13 protein-coding genes and 3 pseudogenes are annotated in these 15,431 nt (G+C 58.6%); 10 read left to right on the forward strand and 6 right to left on the reverse strand.

Annotated elements, in window-relative coordinates; genetic code table 11:
• Positions 1 to 15 precede the first annotated feature (15 nt).
• Genes rpsP through rplS form a run of 4 tightly spaced genes read left to right on the forward strand, consistent with a single transcriptional unit; the run spans position 16 to position 1,914 of the window.
• A complete protein-coding gene (gene rpsP / locus CGZ77_RS10705; RefSeq protein ID WP_009425577.1) occupies positions 16 to 264 on the forward strand; it encodes a 30S ribosomal protein S16 in 249 nt (82 codons plus the stop codon).
• A gap of 3 nt (positions 265 to 267) precedes the next feature.
• Positions 268 to 777 (forward strand): ribosome maturation factor RimM, encoded by a 510-nt coding sequence (gene rimM / locus CGZ77_RS10710; protein ID WP_009425576.1) that lies wholly within the window; start codon positions 268 to 270, stop codon positions 775 to 777.
• Positions 777 to 1,529, forward strand: coding sequence for a tRNA (guanosine(37)-N1)-methyltransferase TrmD (trmD, locus tag CGZ77_RS10715; RefSeq protein WP_009425575.1), 753 nt, complete (start codon positions 777 to 779; stop codon positions 1,527 to 1,529). The genes rimM and trmD overlap by 1 nt, the downstream gene beginning before the upstream one ends.
• Before the next feature lie 13 nt (positions 1,530 to 1,542).
• Entirely contained in the window at positions 1,543 to 1,914 is a 372-nt protein-coding gene (gene rplS / locus CGZ77_RS10720) for a 50S ribosomal protein L19 (protein WP_009425574.1), read from the forward strand.
• Positions 1,915 to 2,102: 188 nt separating this feature from the next.
• Here rplS and purN read toward each other — a convergent pair whose 3' ends face one another.
• From purN to CGZ77_RS10740, 4 genes and pseudogenes are all read right to left on the reverse strand, one after another.
• Positions 2,103 to 2,729, reverse strand: coding sequence for a phosphoribosylglycinamide formyltransferase (purN, locus tag CGZ77_RS10725; RefSeq protein ID WP_036495719.1), 627 nt, complete (start codon positions 2,727 to 2,729; stop codon positions 2,103 to 2,105).
• A gap of 801 nt (positions 2,730 to 3,530) precedes the next feature.
• A pseudogene (locus tag CGZ77_RS12535) lies at positions 3,531 to 6,563 on the reverse strand (hypothetical protein); the annotation flags it as partial.
• A 118-nt stretch (positions 6,564 to 6,681) separates the two neighbouring features.
• A pseudogene (locus CGZ77_RS10735) lies at positions 6,682 to 7,156 on the reverse strand (transposase).
• A 58-nt stretch (positions 7,157 to 7,214) separates the two neighbouring features.
• The gene (locus tag CGZ77_RS10740; protein ID WP_009426185.1) at positions 7,215 to 7,907 is read right to left on the reverse strand and encodes a hypothetical protein; all 693 of its coding nucleotides are present in this window, start codon (positions 7,905 to 7,907) and stop codon (positions 7,215 to 7,217) included.
• A gap of 342 nt (positions 7,908 to 8,249) precedes the next feature.
• Here CGZ77_RS10740 and CGZ77_RS12690 point away from each other — a divergent pair.
• Positions 8,250 to 8,420 (forward strand): annotated as a pseudogene (locus CGZ77_RS12690) (helix-turn-helix domain-containing protein); the annotation flags it as partial.
• Positions 8,353 to 8,595, forward strand: coding sequence for a hypothetical protein (locus CGZ77_RS12175; protein ID WP_157697540.1), 243 nt, complete (start codon positions 8,353 to 8,355; stop codon positions 8,593 to 8,595). The pseudogene CGZ77_RS12690 and the gene CGZ77_RS12175, both read left to right, overlap by 68 nt.
• Before the next feature lie 662 nt (positions 8,596 to 9,257).
• Here CGZ77_RS12175 and dnaG read toward each other — a convergent pair.
• Positions 9,258 to 11,027: a DNA primase gene (gene dnaG / locus CGZ77_RS10755; protein ID WP_009425197.1), complete on the reverse strand. Its 1,770-nt coding sequence runs from the start codon at positions 11,025 to 11,027 to the stop codon at positions 9,258 to 9,260.
• A 154-nt stretch (positions 11,028 to 11,181) separates the two neighbouring features.
• Positions 11,182 to 11,745, reverse strand: a complete 564-nt coding sequence (locus CGZ77_RS10760; RefSeq protein WP_009425196.1) for a YceI family protein — start codon at positions 11,743 to 11,745, stop codon at positions 11,182 to 11,184.
• Positions 11,746 to 11,934: 189 nt separating this feature from the next.
• On the opposite strand from CGZ77_RS10760, the gene CGZ77_RS10765 reads away from it, so the two are divergent.
• The 4 genes from CGZ77_RS10765 (at position 11,935) to CGZ77_RS10780 (ending at position 15,151) form a co-directional block, all read left to right on the forward strand.
• A complete protein-coding gene (locus CGZ77_RS10765) occupies positions 11,935 to 12,207 on the forward strand; it encodes an accessory factor UbiK family protein (protein WP_009425194.1) in 273 nt (90 codons plus the stop codon).
• A gap of 141 nt (positions 12,208 to 12,348) precedes the next feature.
• Positions 12,349 to 13,368 (forward strand): ABC transporter substrate-binding protein, encoded by a 1,020-nt coding sequence (locus tag CGZ77_RS10770; protein ID WP_009425193.1) that lies wholly within the window; start codon positions 12,349 to 12,351, stop codon positions 13,366 to 13,368.
• A gap of 83 nt (positions 13,369 to 13,451) precedes the next feature.
• Positions 13,452 to 14,360 carry an ABC transporter permease gene (locus CGZ77_RS10775; protein WP_009425192.1) on the forward strand — a complete coding sequence of 303 codons (909 nt, stop codon included), beginning with the start codon at positions 13,452 to 13,454 and terminating at the stop codon, positions 14,358 to 14,360.
• On the forward strand, positions 14,357 to 15,151 hold the full coding sequence (locus tag CGZ77_RS10780) for an ABC transporter ATP-binding protein (protein WP_009425191.1): 795 nt from the start codon (positions 14,357 to 14,359) through the stop codon (positions 15,149 to 15,151). Before CGZ77_RS10775 ends, CGZ77_RS10780 begins: the two co-directional genes overlap by 4 nt.
• Positions 15,152 to 15,431: the final 280 nt, after the last annotated feature.

Consider the following 15,431-nt stretch of genomic DNA (forward strand, 5'->3'; position numbering starts at 1 on the left):
TTGAGGAAAATAAACATGGTAGTTATCCGTTTGGCCCGCGGCGGCTCGAAAAAACGTCCCTTTTACAGCGTTGTCGTGACCGACAGCCGTAACCGCCGCGACGGCCGCTTCATCGAACGCGTCGGCTTCTACAACCCCGTTGCCAACGAAAAACAGGAACGCGTCCGCCTGAACAGCGAACGCCTGAACCACTGGGTCGGCCAAGGCGCGCAAATGAGCGATTCCGTTGCCAAACTGGTTAAAGAGCAACAGGCAGCCGCTTAATTTATGGCAGACGAAACGCAATGGGTAGCCATGGGCTACATCAAAGGCGCGTTCGGCGTGAAAGGCTGGGTAAAAGTCTCGGCTGACACCGAATACGCCGACAGCCTGCTGGATTACCCGCAGTGGCGTCTGCGTAAAGACACACATGCCGTTCAGGTCGAAGTTGAGGCCGGGAAACTGAACGGCAGCGAACTGCAAGTCAAATTTTCCGGCACAAACGACCGTGATGCCGCGCACGCCCTGCGCGGCTACACCATCGAAATCAGCCGCGCCGACTTCGCCCAAACCGAAGAAGGAGAATATTATTGGGCGGATTTGGTCGGTATGGCGGTTATCAGCCGCAGCGGCGAATCTCTCGGTACAGTGTCCGGGCTGATGCAAACGGGTGCGCACGATATTCTCATCGTCGACGGCGACAAAGGGCGGCAGCTGATTCCTTTCGTTGATTACTTTATCGATGACGTCAGCCGCGAAAACCGTACCATCACCGCCGATTGGGCTGCGGATTACTGATGAAAATCCAAGCGATTACCCTGTTTCCGGAAATGTTCGACAGCATTACCGGCTACGGCGTGACCGGAAGGGCGCTGCAACAGGGGCTTTGGCAGTTTGAAGCGGTCAACCCGCGCCGTTTTGCCGACAACAAACTTGGCTATATCGACGACAGACCGTTTGGCGGCGGACCGGGCATGATTATGATGGCACCGCCGCTTTATGCCGCCATCGAAGCCGCACGGGCGCAGACGCAAAGCGGCAGGGGCAGGGTGATATACCTCAGCCCGCAGGGAGCAGCGCTGACCCATGCAAAAGCAGCAGAACTGGCGCAGCTTTCCGATCTTATACTGCTGTGCGGCCGCTACGAAGGCATAGACGAGCGGTTGCTGCAAAGCGGCGTTGATGAAGAAATCGGTATCGGCGACTTCGTCGTCTCCGGAGGCGAATTGCCCGCTATGATGCTGATGGATGCGGTATTGAGACTGGTGCCCGGCGTATTGGGCGACGCGCGCTCTGCCGAGCAGGACTCGTTTTCAGACGGCCTCTTGGATTGTCCGCACTACACCAGACCCACAGAATTTCAGGGCATGGTTGTTCCCGAAGTCTTACGTTCGGGCAACCACGGCCTGATAGCCGAGTGGCGGTTGGAACAATCGCTGCGACGCACCTTGGTGCGCCGGCCGGATTTGCTGGCACGGCGCAGTTTGATCCCACAGGAAGCCCGCCTCTTGCAGAAAATCGAGCAGGAGCAACGGGAAATCCAATCATAATTTAGGAAAAACAATGAATCTAATCCAACAACTCGAGCAGGAAGAAATCGCCCGCCTGAACAAAACCATCCCCGAATTTGCACCGGGCGACACCGTTGTCGTATCCGTGCGTGTGGTCGAAGGTAACCGCAGCCGTCTGCAGGCTTACGAAGGCGTTGTTATTTCCCGCCGCAACCGCGGTTTGAACAGCAACTTCATCGTCCGCAAAATCTCCAGCGGCGAAGGCGTCGAGCGTACTTTCCAGCTTTACTCCCCCAACGTCGAAAAAATCGAAGTCAAACGCCGTGGCGACGTGCGCCGCGCCAAGCTGTACTACCTGCGCGGTCTGACCGGCAAAGCCGCCCGCATCAAAGAAAAACTGCCTGCCCGCAAAGCACAGGGCTGATTTCTGCCGTACAGCTTGTTATGCACAAAACCGCCGTCCTGTCGCGACAGCGGTTTTGTTTTGTCTGTAACGGCGGTGATGTGCGGTTTTGTGGCTAATGTCAGGAAAGTAACTGCGGACAAACCAAAGGCCGCCTGAAAGCCGAAACCGGTTTCAGACGGCCTTTTTCCGCGTCTGCCGGAAAGCAGTCAGTTGGACAAAAATGTATCCGAATCGGCAGAGCGGGTGTTGCTGACGCGGTTTCCGGATATTTTCAGACGGCCTGCGGCAAAGTCGGCGACGGCCTGCGGCAGCAGTTTGTGTTCTACGGCGAGGACGCGCTCTGCAAGAGTGTCGGCAGTATCGCCGTCGAAAACGGGTACGGCGCCCTGTGCTATAACCGGGCCGCAGTCGAGTTCGGGGGTGACGAAGTGGATGGTGCAGCCGGCAAGGCGGCAGCCGGCATCGAGGGCGCGCCGGTGGGTGTGCAGGCCGGGGAATGCTGGCAGTAGGGAAGGATGGATGTTGATCAGACGGCCTTCGTAACGGCGGCAGAATTCCGGCGTCAGGATGCGCATAAAGCCGGCAAGGACGACGAGATCGGGCTCGTAGCGGTCGATTTCGGCTGCCATGGCGGTATCGAAGGCGGCGCGGTCAGGGTAGTTTTTGTGACTGAGGGCGGCGGTGGCGATGCCGCGCTCTGCCGCCCAAACCAGTCCGGCAGCGTGTTCGTTGTTGCTGAGCACGGCACGGATGCGGACGTCGGGAATGGCGGCTTCGACAACGGCCTGCATATTGCTGCCGCGTCCGGAAATCAGGATAACAATGTTTTTCATGGCGGGTTTGCTTAATAGAGAGTAAAGGGGGCGGAATTGTAGCCGAAAGGCCGTCTGAAAGGGGAGGCAGGCTGCGGTCGGTTTCAGACGGCCTCTTGGAAGACGGCAGATTGCTGCTGCACAGAAGACGGCCAGGCTGTCTTCGTCAAGACGCACGGCGTTCAGGGCGTAGGGATTGACGACGTCTTCGCCCGCCTTTCTCTCTTCGCGCGGCACGTAGTGGCGGCTGTACCAATCGCGCCCCGAGAGGCCGTCTGAAAAACGCTCTTCCAAATCGCGCACGTCGGCCTTGCCGTTGTCGGTGGGCAGATAGCCCTCTTCGGCCAGCAGTTCCGCCATCTCGTCGATGCTGCGGCCTTTCGTGCGCCGCAGAACGGGCATACCGAATACCGGCGCGGGGATTTTGTCTTTCGCATCCAAGCCCCACTCGCGCACCAGCTCGTCTTTGTTCAGGCCGCCCAGTTTGGCAATGGCGGCCATGAGGGTGTCGGACGACGGATCAAGCGCGGTGCGGTCGGTTTTGGGCTTGTAAGCAAGCAGCTTAGAGAGTACACTGGCTACATCTTCCGACTGCAACTTGCCCGTCGGCAGAACTTCCGTATCGGGTTTCCCGCGCGGCTCGGATGCTCCGGCACCGGCGGCGGAATCACCGTCCAATCCGGTAAGAGCCTGATTCGGAATCCCTCCTGACTGCAACCCTCCACGCGGCTCGGATACCGGAGTATCAGCGGTGGATTCGTTTAAAGGGGTTGTTTTCAGGAGGTTTTCTTTTGCGATCACGCTGTGCAGATACATTTTCTGCGTGTTCATGTCTTTGTGTACCAAAACGGTAACAATGTCTTCCTCGCCCATAATCCGCACGGGTGCACTGACAAAGAAACTTGTCAGACGGTCGTGATCGGCTTTCGCCACTACTACCCCGTTTTCAATCACAGACGGCACAGCTTCAAACGCAGCGGCCTTAAACGGATTCATGCCGTGCGCCATTGAATCTTTTACCGACTTGCGCGTTAAGGCCACTTCGCCGATTTCGGGATTGACTGCCTTGCCGCCCGCTTTTTCAAACAAATCGGCTGCCCAATCGCGCAAAGCCTTGTTGTCGGTCGGCGCGTTGCGCGTTTCGATGGTGTACACGGGCTTGCCCTGCAACACTTTGGCCTTGCGTCTGAACTCGCGCTCTTCCTTGCTGTTGCCGTCTATCCTGTCCTCATCCGTCATCTTCGCCGTGAACAACTGCCATGCGCGATAGACCGGCTGGCGCATAATGCTGCGCCGCGCATCCATCTCCGCCCGCGCAAAATCGGCCTTGTATTCCCGTTTCAGGCGGCGTATCTCGCGGTTGCGGGCGTTGCGCGAAAAGGCCATGTCGCGCAGGGCGCGTCTGCCCAATTCGTCCTCTGCTTCGCGCCGCGCGGCTTCGTCCATCGCCTGAAATTCCGCGTCTTCGGCAAACAGCAGCGTCGCGCCGTTGATATACGAAGTTTCCGCAATCTGCCCGTCACTTGCCAGCAGGCGGTCGAATACGCCGCGTATGTCGTCCGACAGCTCCACATTCAGATTCAGCAGGGAGCGGTAGATGCGTTTCAGCAGCCGCGCCATGCGGCTGAACACGCCGCGCAGGGCTTCGCTCGGCGCCGTGCCCTCAAACAGATAGGCTTCCATGCCACGCGCGAATTTCTCGTGATGCTCGCGCTGTTCTTCAAGGCTCATCGCCGCCCAAGCGTCCGCGTCCTTCACGCCGAACCAGTCCAAGGCCGTCTGAAAGTCCGCCAGCACCTGCCGCTCGCCCTCCGTCATTTCCGAAACCGGAACGGCGCGCAAATCCCGCTCGATGCGGCTCATCACTTCCAACTCGAAATGGCCGAACTCATGGATAAAGGTCGAAGCGTCGGCGTTTTTCAAGAGGGCGATGGTGTTGCCCATGCGGTCGAACATGCCGCGTGCGTCTTGGCGGAGCAGTTGGTCTTTCACTTCGGCCAGGCGTGCCGAAAGCATTTCGCGCAGCGCGTCAATCTGCTCCTGTTTCGTCGCCATCTGGTTTTGCCCGGACAACTGGGGGATGGTTGAAACGGTTTTGCCGCCCGCATCACGGAAGTAGCCGCTTTTTTTGCTGCCCGAGCGCGTATAGGTAATGCTGTCGTCTTGCGCTGCCTTTTCAACGGCGGCAAGCTGGTTCTCCAAATGCGCGATGGTGTTGCGGATCAGCTTGCTGTCTGAATAGCCTTGCGCCCGTTTCGTTAACGAAGCCTTGACCGATGCCGGTATTTTCAGGCCGTATTCGTTCGCAAACCATTTGACTGCGTCTGCCCAATCGCCGTCTGTGACGTGTGTTGCGTTTTTGCCCGACTTCACATCATAGGTACGCTCTGCGAAGTTGTCGGCATAGTGCGCGGGCAGATCGTGATTGGAAGCGCGGAACTTCACATAGCGCGGATTTTCGCCGTCGGGGTCGTCGAGATAGGCATACAGGTATTCCGAAGCCGATACGCGCGAAGTGTCGCGGCGAACCGGCACGCCCATTTTGCCAAACGCCCGTTCCATCTTGTCCAAAGCGTCTTCATAGATGCTCTGATACAGAATGCTGTCGTTATCTGCCGAGAATGCGCCGCTGTTGGCCGTGGCGGATTTGATTTGGTTGGGCTTGAATACAACATATACATTCGCAACTATTTCTCCAAATCTAGCCGTTGGAGCATCTTGAACATTATCTATGATCGCGCCGTCATATCCTTTCCTTCTCGAATCTGCGGCATACCCATTTGTTGAGGTATATTCCCCCTCCTTCTTATCAAAAAACGAACCATAAAATGCGCCTTCCGCATCTTCTATATTTGGATTGCGCACATTCAAAAAGGTTTCAAAAACCTGCCCACTGTTGCCATATCGGTAAGCATCACTAAGATTCTTGTCATCAGTAAAGAAAATCAATGGATTATATGGGTTGGTTTTGAATGAATGAAATTGTTCATCTGTTTGGGTCCCGTGATACACCACCAACGGCTCGCCCGTCTTCTCATTCACCACTTTGGAAGCATTGTCCGGGTCGTTTTCCCAATCGCCGAACCACTCCTTGAACGCAGGCGTACGCACCTGCACCCACTGGCGGTAGTCCAGTTCGGTTCTGCCTTCGGCCTTGGCCGCTTCATAGGCTTCGCGCCCGCCGTATGCCGCTTCCGTTTCGGCAAACTGCGCCTGTTCGGCGGTCATGTCTTGAAAGAGGGGGGCGGCTGCGCTATCATCAGCCTGTATGTGGGATACGCCCCCTTCCGTTTCGGGCGTTGGGTACAGGGACATGGCGTGATTCAAAGCGTCTTGGGCATTGGCCGATTGGGGATACTTCCACATACTCACAGCTTTCAAATCTTTCTTTCTCACGCTGCTTTCGGCGACATACACCACCAAACCATCATCAAAACGCTTGGCGAACACCACGCGCTTATTGTGCGTTCCCGCAATATCAACCGAACGGATGCCGTCATACCCGCCGACAATCTCGGGAATACGCGCAATATCGCCGTCTGTAACTGCAAGCTGCCCGCGTACCGCTTCCGTATCCGCATTGCCGTGATGGTTGCGGATATGATTGATGGCATTTTTGTCCGCCGATACCGACGAATATCCCGCCAACGACGGTACATCTTGCGCCAGTTTCCCCTGCGGCATATCCCAAAACACCGCCTGCGCGTCGCTTGTGCCGTTCCATAACGCAGCCGCTTCCGCTCCGTCCGCAACATGCACCCAGCCTTTAGGCGGCGCGGAAGCCAACGCCTGCGAAAACACTCCGTCCTGCGTCAGGCTTTCGCCGACCACGTTCAGACGGCCGTACCGTTCCATAAACGCCTCGGGCGACAGATTCAGACGGGCTGAAATGGGCTGCGTGATTGTTGTTTTGAGTGGGATTACATCGGGTGTTGGGCTTAAAGAAAAGAATAGGGGCTGTACTAGATAAGCCCTAAATTTCACACCACCGACGCAGCACTTTAAGCTGCTCGGAGGGTGTGCCAAAGTTAAAACGGAACTCGCATTCTTTCAAGAAAAGCGGGAAAGATTTACGGTCGATTCCATTGTATTTGCGCAGTACGCGCTTTGCCTGATTCCAGAAATTTTCAATGCCGTTGATATGGTTCTGTCTGTCGGCAAACAGCTTGCTGTGATTAATCCTTTCCCGCCGCACCGCGTCCGCGTTTGCCTTTGCGGTGTCCGCCAAAATAACTCTCGTCCAACTCAATTGAGCCGCCAAAAACCGTATCGGCTTCCAATGAAAGATGATGGCTGATGACTTCGCGAATCTTGCGGTAAAACAGCACTGCTGAATTGGGGTGGATGCCCAATAAATCAGCAGCCGAACGGGCAGTAACTTCGAGTACAAAAAACTGAAGCAGTTTCTTTTGAATACTCTTTTTTATTTTACAACGGGTTATCTTCATTTTTGCAGTCTGACATGACTGCTTATCTAGTACAGCCCCCTATCTTTTGCTGTGGAGTCTATTCTTCATTCTCTTCGTCGTAACTGGTATACGACCAATCGTCGTCGCTGTCGAAAATATCAAGCAGCTCGTTAAAGCATTCTTGGTCTTGCGAGCCGACAAACAGGCCGGTTGCTTCGCCTGCGGCGTTTTTGCAGACGACAACGGCATCAGTGTCGCCGCGCGTGTAATAGTCGGCGCCACGGTCGCAAAGTTCGTCGAGCCGCTGCCGCCGCTCGGCGATGCGTTGCAGGGCGGCGGGCGGCAGGGGCTCTTCGCCGACATAGTTGGCGACAAAGCGCAGCCCTTCCATCGTGCCGTTGAAAAGGGCGTTTTTCCACAAAAAGGCACTGAGTTTTTCGTTTTCCAACAGCCAGCCGCCGCTTTCGGCCGTGTTGTAGCAGACGTAGACGGGCGGGTCTTCGGCGGCCGAATCTTCGTGCCGTATGCCCCATACGGCGGCCTGTTGGTATTCCTCGCAGAAAATCAGGAAGCCGTCGCCGCTGTCGCGGGTGTAGCCGGTGGCGGCAAGCAGGCGGTTGAAGCTTTGGTTGGCGGCGGCGCTGCCGCCGAGGCGGCGCAGGTATTGTTTCAGCGCGGCGGGCAACGCTCCGCCCGCCTGTTTTTCGGCGGCGGCAAGGGCGGCTTCGTTCCGGCACCCTTCGTCTTCGGAGAGGGCGTAGAGTTTGGCGATGCGGTCGGTGTAGTGCATATTTGTCCTTTTGAAACGTGCTGTTTGGTTTGTTCAACAGCTTGTTGGAGCTTTGTTTTCAGACGGCCTTTGATGCGGATGCCGTCGGCAGCGGCGCGGCGGGCGCGGTTTGGTTTTGATGTGTTCGAACCATGTTGGTGGGCTATAGCCGCTGTCTCGCAGGTGTTCGCGGAAAGTGTAGCGGCAGATTCTGCCCTTGCCGTTGCGCCATCGGGCGATGATTTTGTCGTCGTAGCGGAAGCGGCGACGGGCGATGATGTATAGTTAACCAAAAAAAAAGTATATAATTCTCTCCCTTAACTCCACACCTTACCCGTTCCCGTTTTATGGCCTACTCACTCTATCGATTTCCGTCAAAAAGCATTAGACCACTACGAACAGCACGGCAACATCAGCCAAACCGCACGCACCTTCCGCATTACCAACCGAACCCTTTACCAATGGATTGCCCTCAAAAAGGAAACAGGTTCGCTGCAACACCGCACCAAAGGCGGCAATTCGGAACGTATCGACTTTCAGACGGCCTCACCCCTTTCAGACGGCCTCACCCCTTTCAGACGGCCTCACCCCTTTCAGACGGCCTCACCCCTTTCAGACGGCCTCACCCCTTTCAGACGGCCTCACCCCTTTCAGACGGCCTCACCCCTTTCAGACGGCCTCACCCCTTTCAGATCCAATCGGGCTGTAGGGTGTGTTGCGCAGCAACGCACGCGGTTTTTTGCGGCTTCAGACGGCCTCAGGGACGTAATCCACGAATGATGCGTGCGTCGCATTGGGGGCGACACTCCCTATGAGCCGCGCCGCACTTGTTTTCAGACGGCCGAAAAGGCCGTTTCCGCCTGCGCGGGAATGACGTTTCTGAAAACATGTTCCCTATCCGCCTGTACCCCGTTGGGGCATAAACGGGGGCGGACTGGGGGGTTCCCGCCGCTGCGGCCACTTTTGCAGAAACGGCACAAAAGCAGTTCTGCGAACCGCCACCCCCTCTCCAGCCCTCCCCCGCGCTTTGGCGCAGGGGAGGGAGTTTGGTGCGCGGCGGGATTGGCGGTTTCAGAAACGTCATTCACGCGAAGGCGGGAACGGCCTTTCGGATTTTGGTTTGACAGAAACTGTGTTTAACTTCGTCGGAGTTTCCCTTTCAGACGGCCTCTTGAATTTTCGGCTGTCGCGCAGCCGTCCTGCTCCCTCCCCTGCGCCCAAAGCGCGGGGGAGGGCTGGGGAGGGGGTGGCGGTTCGCAGAACCGCTTGTCTGCCGCCGCATCGATGCCGTTCAAATCACCCCCGCCCATCCTGTAAGCAGGAGAAGGAACAGGTTTCAGAAACGTCATTCCCGCGCAGGCGGGAACGGTTTCACCTCTCAGCCAGCAGTTTCAGCAGCAGTTGTTTTTCCGCCGCATCCAGTCCTTCGGCGGCGGCTTTGCGTTTTAGGGTGTCGATTTGGGCGGTTTTGAAGGCTTTGGCGAGTTTGTCCATGCCTTCGGCGAAGGCGGCTTCGTCTTCTTCGCCCGCGCCGTCTCCGTCGGCGCCGCCGTTGCGGTAGATGCCGCGCAGGATCTGTTCGCCGGTGCTGCCGCGGAAGTGTTCCCAAATCTGCGCGTGGGCGGGCAGGGCGGGGCTGCTGCGGATGAAGTCGGCGATGTTGGCGAGGCAGGCGGCGTCGCCGTCGAGGACGAAATATTCGGGCAGGCGGACATGGACGACCCAGGCGGGGTTGGCCATCAGGCTGCGGATAAGCTGCTGTGTCAGCGTGAGTATCTGCGGACGGCCGGACATGGCGGGCGGCGGCAGCTTGTAGCTTTTGGCTTTGACGTGCCGCTTGGGTGCTTCCTGGCCGAGCAGGTGGGCGAGGTTGGCGGGATCGATGCCGACCAGTTCGCTCAATGTCTGTTTCAACAAAAACGCGAGCGCAGGCGCGGTAATCTGCGCCAGAAGCGGCGAGGCGGTTTTCACCAATTCGGCCTTGCCTTCTTGGGTGCTGAGGTTGAGGCCGTCTGAAAGCGCGTGCCAGAAGTATTCCGACAGCGGTTTGCTTTGGTGTACCAGCGCGTCTTCAAACTGCGCTTTGCCGTAGGCGCGGATGTAGCTGTCGGGGTCGTGTTCTTCGGGCAGGAAGAGAAAATGCAGCGATTTGCCGTCTTTGAGCTGGGGCAGGGCATTTTCCAGCGCGCGCCATGCGGCTTTGCGGCCTGCGCTGTCGCCGTCGAAGCAGAAATAAATGCTGTCGGCCTGACGCATCAGGATTTTGACATGTTCGGCGGTGGTGGCCGTACCCAGCGCGGCCACGCCGTAGCCGATGCCGAACTGCGCCAGCGCGACCACGTCCATATAGCCTTCGACCACCAAAATCCGCCCCGCTTCTTTGACGGCGGCGCGGCCTTCGTAGAGGCCGTAGAGGTTTTTGCCTTTGTCAAACAGCGGCGTGTCGGGCGAGTTGAGATATTTGGGTTTGGAATCGTCGAGCACGCGCCCGCCGAAGCCGATAACTTGGCCGCGTGCATCGCGGATGGGAAACATCACGCGGTGGCGGAAGCGGTCGTAATGGCGGCCTTGCTCTTCATTGTGGATAACCATGCCGCTTTCCACCAGCGGGCTGTTGGGGTAGGGCTGGAACACTTGCGAGAGCGGCGTCCAGCCGTCGGGCGCGTAGCCTAAGCCGTAGCGGGCGGTGATTTCCGCGCTCAGGCCGCGCGTGTCGAGATATTGTTGCGCGGCCGGATAGAGCTTGAGCTGCTGGGCGTAAAAATCGGCGGCGGCGGCGGTGGTTTCTTCCAGCGTCTGCTGCTTTTTTTTGCGCTCGGCGCGGATTTCGGGATTGTCGTTCTGCCCGCGCACACGCGGCACGACCATGCCCGCGCGGTCGGCCAGATACTGCACCGCTTCGGGAAACGACAGCCCCTGATGCTCCATGATGAAGCCGATGGCCGAGCCGTGCGCGCCGCAGCTGAAGCAGTGGTAAAACTGTTTGCTGGGGCTCACGGAAAACGACGGCGTTTTTTCTTTGTGAAACGGGCAGCAGGCCATGTAGTTTGCGCCGCCTTTTTTCAGCGGCACCTGTTCGTCGATGATGTCGACGATGTCGATTTTGGCCAAAAGTTCGTCGATGAAGTCGGATGGAATCATAGTGTGGTGGGGAAGGGGGAGATTCAGACGGCCTTCGGGCGCGCAAAAAAGCAGGCCGTCTGAAAAACAAGGCCGCGGATTTTAACACGCCTCCCCGTTTTGGCTGCGCCGAAGCGGCGCTTTCAGACGGCCTGCCGTTTTGCGTTCAAACGGCCTATTTCTTCACCGCCTCGATCTGAATCGCCAGCTTCACATTTTTCGTCATGCCGGCGGATACCAGATAATCCATGCCCCACTGTGTGCGGTCGATCAGCGCGGTGAAATCGCCGCCGCACACTTCGGCCTTTTTCATCGGATTGACATAGCAGTTGAATTTGGTTGCTTTGAGCGTTACCGGATGGGTTTTGCCCAGCATGGTGAGTTTGCCCTGCACGGCGGCGACTTTTTTGCCGTTGAAGACGAATTTGTCCGACACGAAACGCATTTCCGGATATTTTTCCGCGTTAAACAGGTCGGCCGATTTCAGATGTTTGGTGAACGCCGCGCTGCTCGATTGCAGGTTGGCGAGCGGCATCACGGCTTCCACCGAGCCGGTTTTTTTTGCCGCATCAAACGTTACCTTGCCGCTGACTTCGTACACGCCGCCGACATTGCTGCTGGTGCCGAAATGGTCGATTTCGAAACGGGCGTTGGTGTGGAAGGGGTCGATTTCGTATTGCGCGGCACAAGCTGCGGCGGCCGCGGCGGCCAATACGGAAACAAACAGGATTTTTTTCATCGTTTTCTCCTTGAGAACGGGTGTTAAAGGGAAACCGATTGTAGCAAGTTTCGGCGGCAGCGGACGTTTCCCGTCAGGAAAAACAGCCTTTTTGCAAAAGAAACGCCGCCGTGCCGCAACTTTTCAGACGGCCTCTTTCCCGCTACAATCGCCCGCCTTACCATCGTTCAGCCATTAAAGGAAGCAGCCATGTTCGGTTCGAAAATCCTCGAAGAAGTCTCCGCCAAAATCAGCGCCACCATCGCCGAAAGCCCGGCCAAAGACGTGGAAAAAAACGTCAAAGCCATGCTCGGCAGCGCGTTCAACAAAATGGATCTGGTGACGCGCGAAGAGTTCGACATCCAGCAGCAGGTGCTGATCAAAACCCGCACAAAACTGGCCGAACTGGAAGCGCGTCTGGCCAAGCTGGAAGCGCCGCAGGAAAATGCGGCGCAAGCGGAAGAGGGCGCGGAGGCCGTCTGAAAGCGGAGTGTCAACGAAGTATCAAACAGGCCGTCTGAAAACGCCGATTTGCGTTTTCAGACGGCCTTATGCCGCGCTGACAAAAACTTACAAAAAAACGCTATAATCGCGCCTTTTCACACGCATGGAATCCCCGTCGTCATGACCGCCAAAGCCGCCTTCCTGTCCGCCATCCCCGCCGCGCTTGTCGCCGCCGTACTGGCCGCCTGCTCGCCCGCCGAACAAAATGCTTCTCCTGCCGACGGTGCGTCTGCGCCTGCGGCGGCAGATACGAAAAAAGTTTCCGTCACCGCCATCGCCGACCATCCCGCCCTCGACACCATCCGCGCCGGCGTGATCGACGGTCTGAAAAGCGAAGGCTTCGAAGAAGGCAAAAACCTCACCGTCGACTTCCAAAGTGCGCAGGGCAGCACCGCCAATGCCGCGCAGATTGCGAAAAAATTCGCCGGCGACCAGCCCGACGCCATCGTCGCCATCACCACCCCCAGCGCGCAGGCCGCAGCAGCAGCCACCAAAACCGTTCCCGTCATTTTCACCGCCGTCACCGACCCCGTTGCCGCCAAACTCATCGCCAACTTCGAGCCTTCGGGCGGCAACATCGTCGGCGTGTCCGACGAATTGCCCGTCGGCCCGCAAATCGACCTGATGAAACAGCTCGTGCCCAATCTGAAAACCATCGGTTACGTTTACAGCCCCGGCGAAGTCAACTCCGTCACCGTGCTCGAACGCCTGAAAGCCAAAGCGGCCGAACAGGGTCTGCAAGTGGCCGAAGCGCCCGCCGCCCGCTCTGCCGACGTGCTCACCGCCGCCCGCAGCCTGGGCGGCAAGGCCGACGTGATTTTCACCTCGCTCGACAACAACGTCGTCTCCGCCTACGAATCCATGTACAAAGCCTCCGTCGAAATGAAAATCCCGCTGGTGGCCTCCGACGCCGATTCCGTCACACGCGGCGCCGTCGCGGCTCTCGGCATGGACTCCTTCGGCACGGGACAGCAGGCGGGCAGACTCGCCGCCGCCGTGCTCAAAGGCAAAAAACCGGGCGAACTGCCCTCGGAAAAACTCGACAGCCTCGAACTCTACCTCAGCAAAAAACACGCCGCCGCGCTGGGCATCGCCCTGCCCGAAGCGCTGCTGAAAACGGCAAAAGAAGTGAAAGAATAAGCGCCACGCGTTTTCAGACGGCCTCAGGTACACATGAGGCCGTCTGAAAACACCGGGCGCAAGCGCGAAAGAACCGACAAACCATGAGCCTGATAGCCTTCTTCGGCGGTATCGAGACCGGCCTGATTTACGCCCTGGTCGCCCTCGGCGTGCTGATTTCGTTCAGCATCCTCGACTTCCCCGACCTCACCGCCGACAGCAGCTTCCCGCTGGGCGCCATCGTGTTCGCCGTGTCCGTCGGTGCGGGCGTCAACCCCTGGATTGCCTGCCTGTTGGCCGCCTTCGCGGGCGCGGCGGCGGGCGCGGCCACCGCCTGGCTGCACGTCGGCCTGAAAATCCTGCCGCTGCTCGCGGGCATCTTGGTGATGGTGGCGCTTTATTCTGTCAACCTGCGTATCGCCGGCGGCTCGCCCAACCTGCCGCTTATCGACAGCCCCAGCGTCTTCTCCCCCTTTGTCGCCGCCGATTTTTCCAACCAATATTGGGTGCAGCCCCTCGTCGCCGCCGCTTTCGTACTGGCGGCCAAGCTGCTGCTCGACTGGTTTTTCAACACCAAAACCGGTCTCGCCGTGCGCGCCACCGGCGTCAACGAACGCATGGCGCGCGCCCAAGGCGTCAACACCGGCAAAATGATCATCCTCGGCATGGCGCTCTCCAACGCCCTCGTCGCCCTCGGCGGCGCCCTGTTCGCGCAAACCAGCGGCAGCGCCGACATCACCGGCGGCATCGGCACCATCGTTATCGGCCTGGCCGCCGTTATCATCGGCCAAAACCTACTGCCCGCCAAACGCATCGTCTTCGTCACCCTCGCCGCCGTGATCGGCGCCGTCGTCTACCGCCTGCTCATCGCCTTTGCCCTGGGCAACGACGCCCTGCAAAACCTCGGCGTGCGCCCCACCGACCTCAACCTCATCACCGCCCTCCTGGTTGTTGCCGCCCTGCAAATCCCCGCGCTCAAAGGCCGTCTGAAAAAAAGGAAACCCGCCCCATGATGTGCGCCGACAACCTCAAAGTCACCTTCAACGCCGGCACGCCGATGGCCAATCCCGCCATGCGCGGCATGAGCCTGCACATCCGCGAAGGCGAGTTCGTCACCGTTATCGGCAGCAACGGCGCGGGCAAATCCACCCTGCTCAACGCCGTCAGCGGCGACATCGCCGTCGACAGCGGCAGCATCGCCATCGACGGCCGCGACGTCACCCGCGAGCCTGCCCACAAACGCGCCCACCTTGTAGCCCGCGTCTTCCAAGACCCGATCGCCGGCACCTGCGAAGCCCTCAGCATCGAAGAAAACATGGCGCTGGCCTACGCGCGCGGCAGCAGGCGCGGCCTCGGTTTCGCCCTCAACCGGCAAAACCGCGAACTCTTCCGCGAAAAACTCGCCATGCTCAAACTCGGTCTGGAAAACCGCCTCACCGACCGCATCGGCCTGCTCTCCGGCGGCCAGCGCCAGGCCGTCAGCCTGCTGATGGCCAGCCTGCGCCCGAGCAAAATCCTGCTGCTTGACGAACACACCGCCGCCCTCGACCCGAAAACCGCCGCCTTCGTGCTCGAACTCACAGAAAAAATCATCGCCGAAAACCGCCTCACTGCCATGATGGTCACCCACTCCATGCGCCAGGCGCTCGATTACGGAAGCCGCACCGTCATGCTGCACCGGGGCAGGGTGGTGCTGGACGTCGGCGGCAGCGAACGCGCGGGCATGGACGTTGCCGACCTGCTTGCCCTGTTCGAGCAGACGCGCGGCGAACAGATCGCCGACGACAGCCTGCTGCTCGACTGATACCGCCAAAGGCCGTCTGAAAAACGCCGCTTCGACAGAAGCGGCGTTTTTCAGACGGCCACAACATTCAGACGGCCACAACTTTTCAGATACCGCAGTTTGGTCGGCTGCATTCGGCCGCTGCATCTGCACGGCCGTTTTGCAAAAAAATCTTTCGTGCCGCCGCTCTCTCCAAAGCACGGCGGCGGGAGTAGAATGCTGCCGAAACAAACGTTTCACTGCCGGTTCGGGCCGTCCGGCAGACCTCCCGCCCCGCGGCCGCGTCTGCCCGCACAACCTG

It is taken from the genome of Neisseria sp. KEM232 (genome assembly GCF_002237445.1).
Classification (GTDB): domain Bacteria; phylum Pseudomonadota; class Gammaproteobacteria; order Burkholderiales; family Neisseriaceae; genus Neisseria.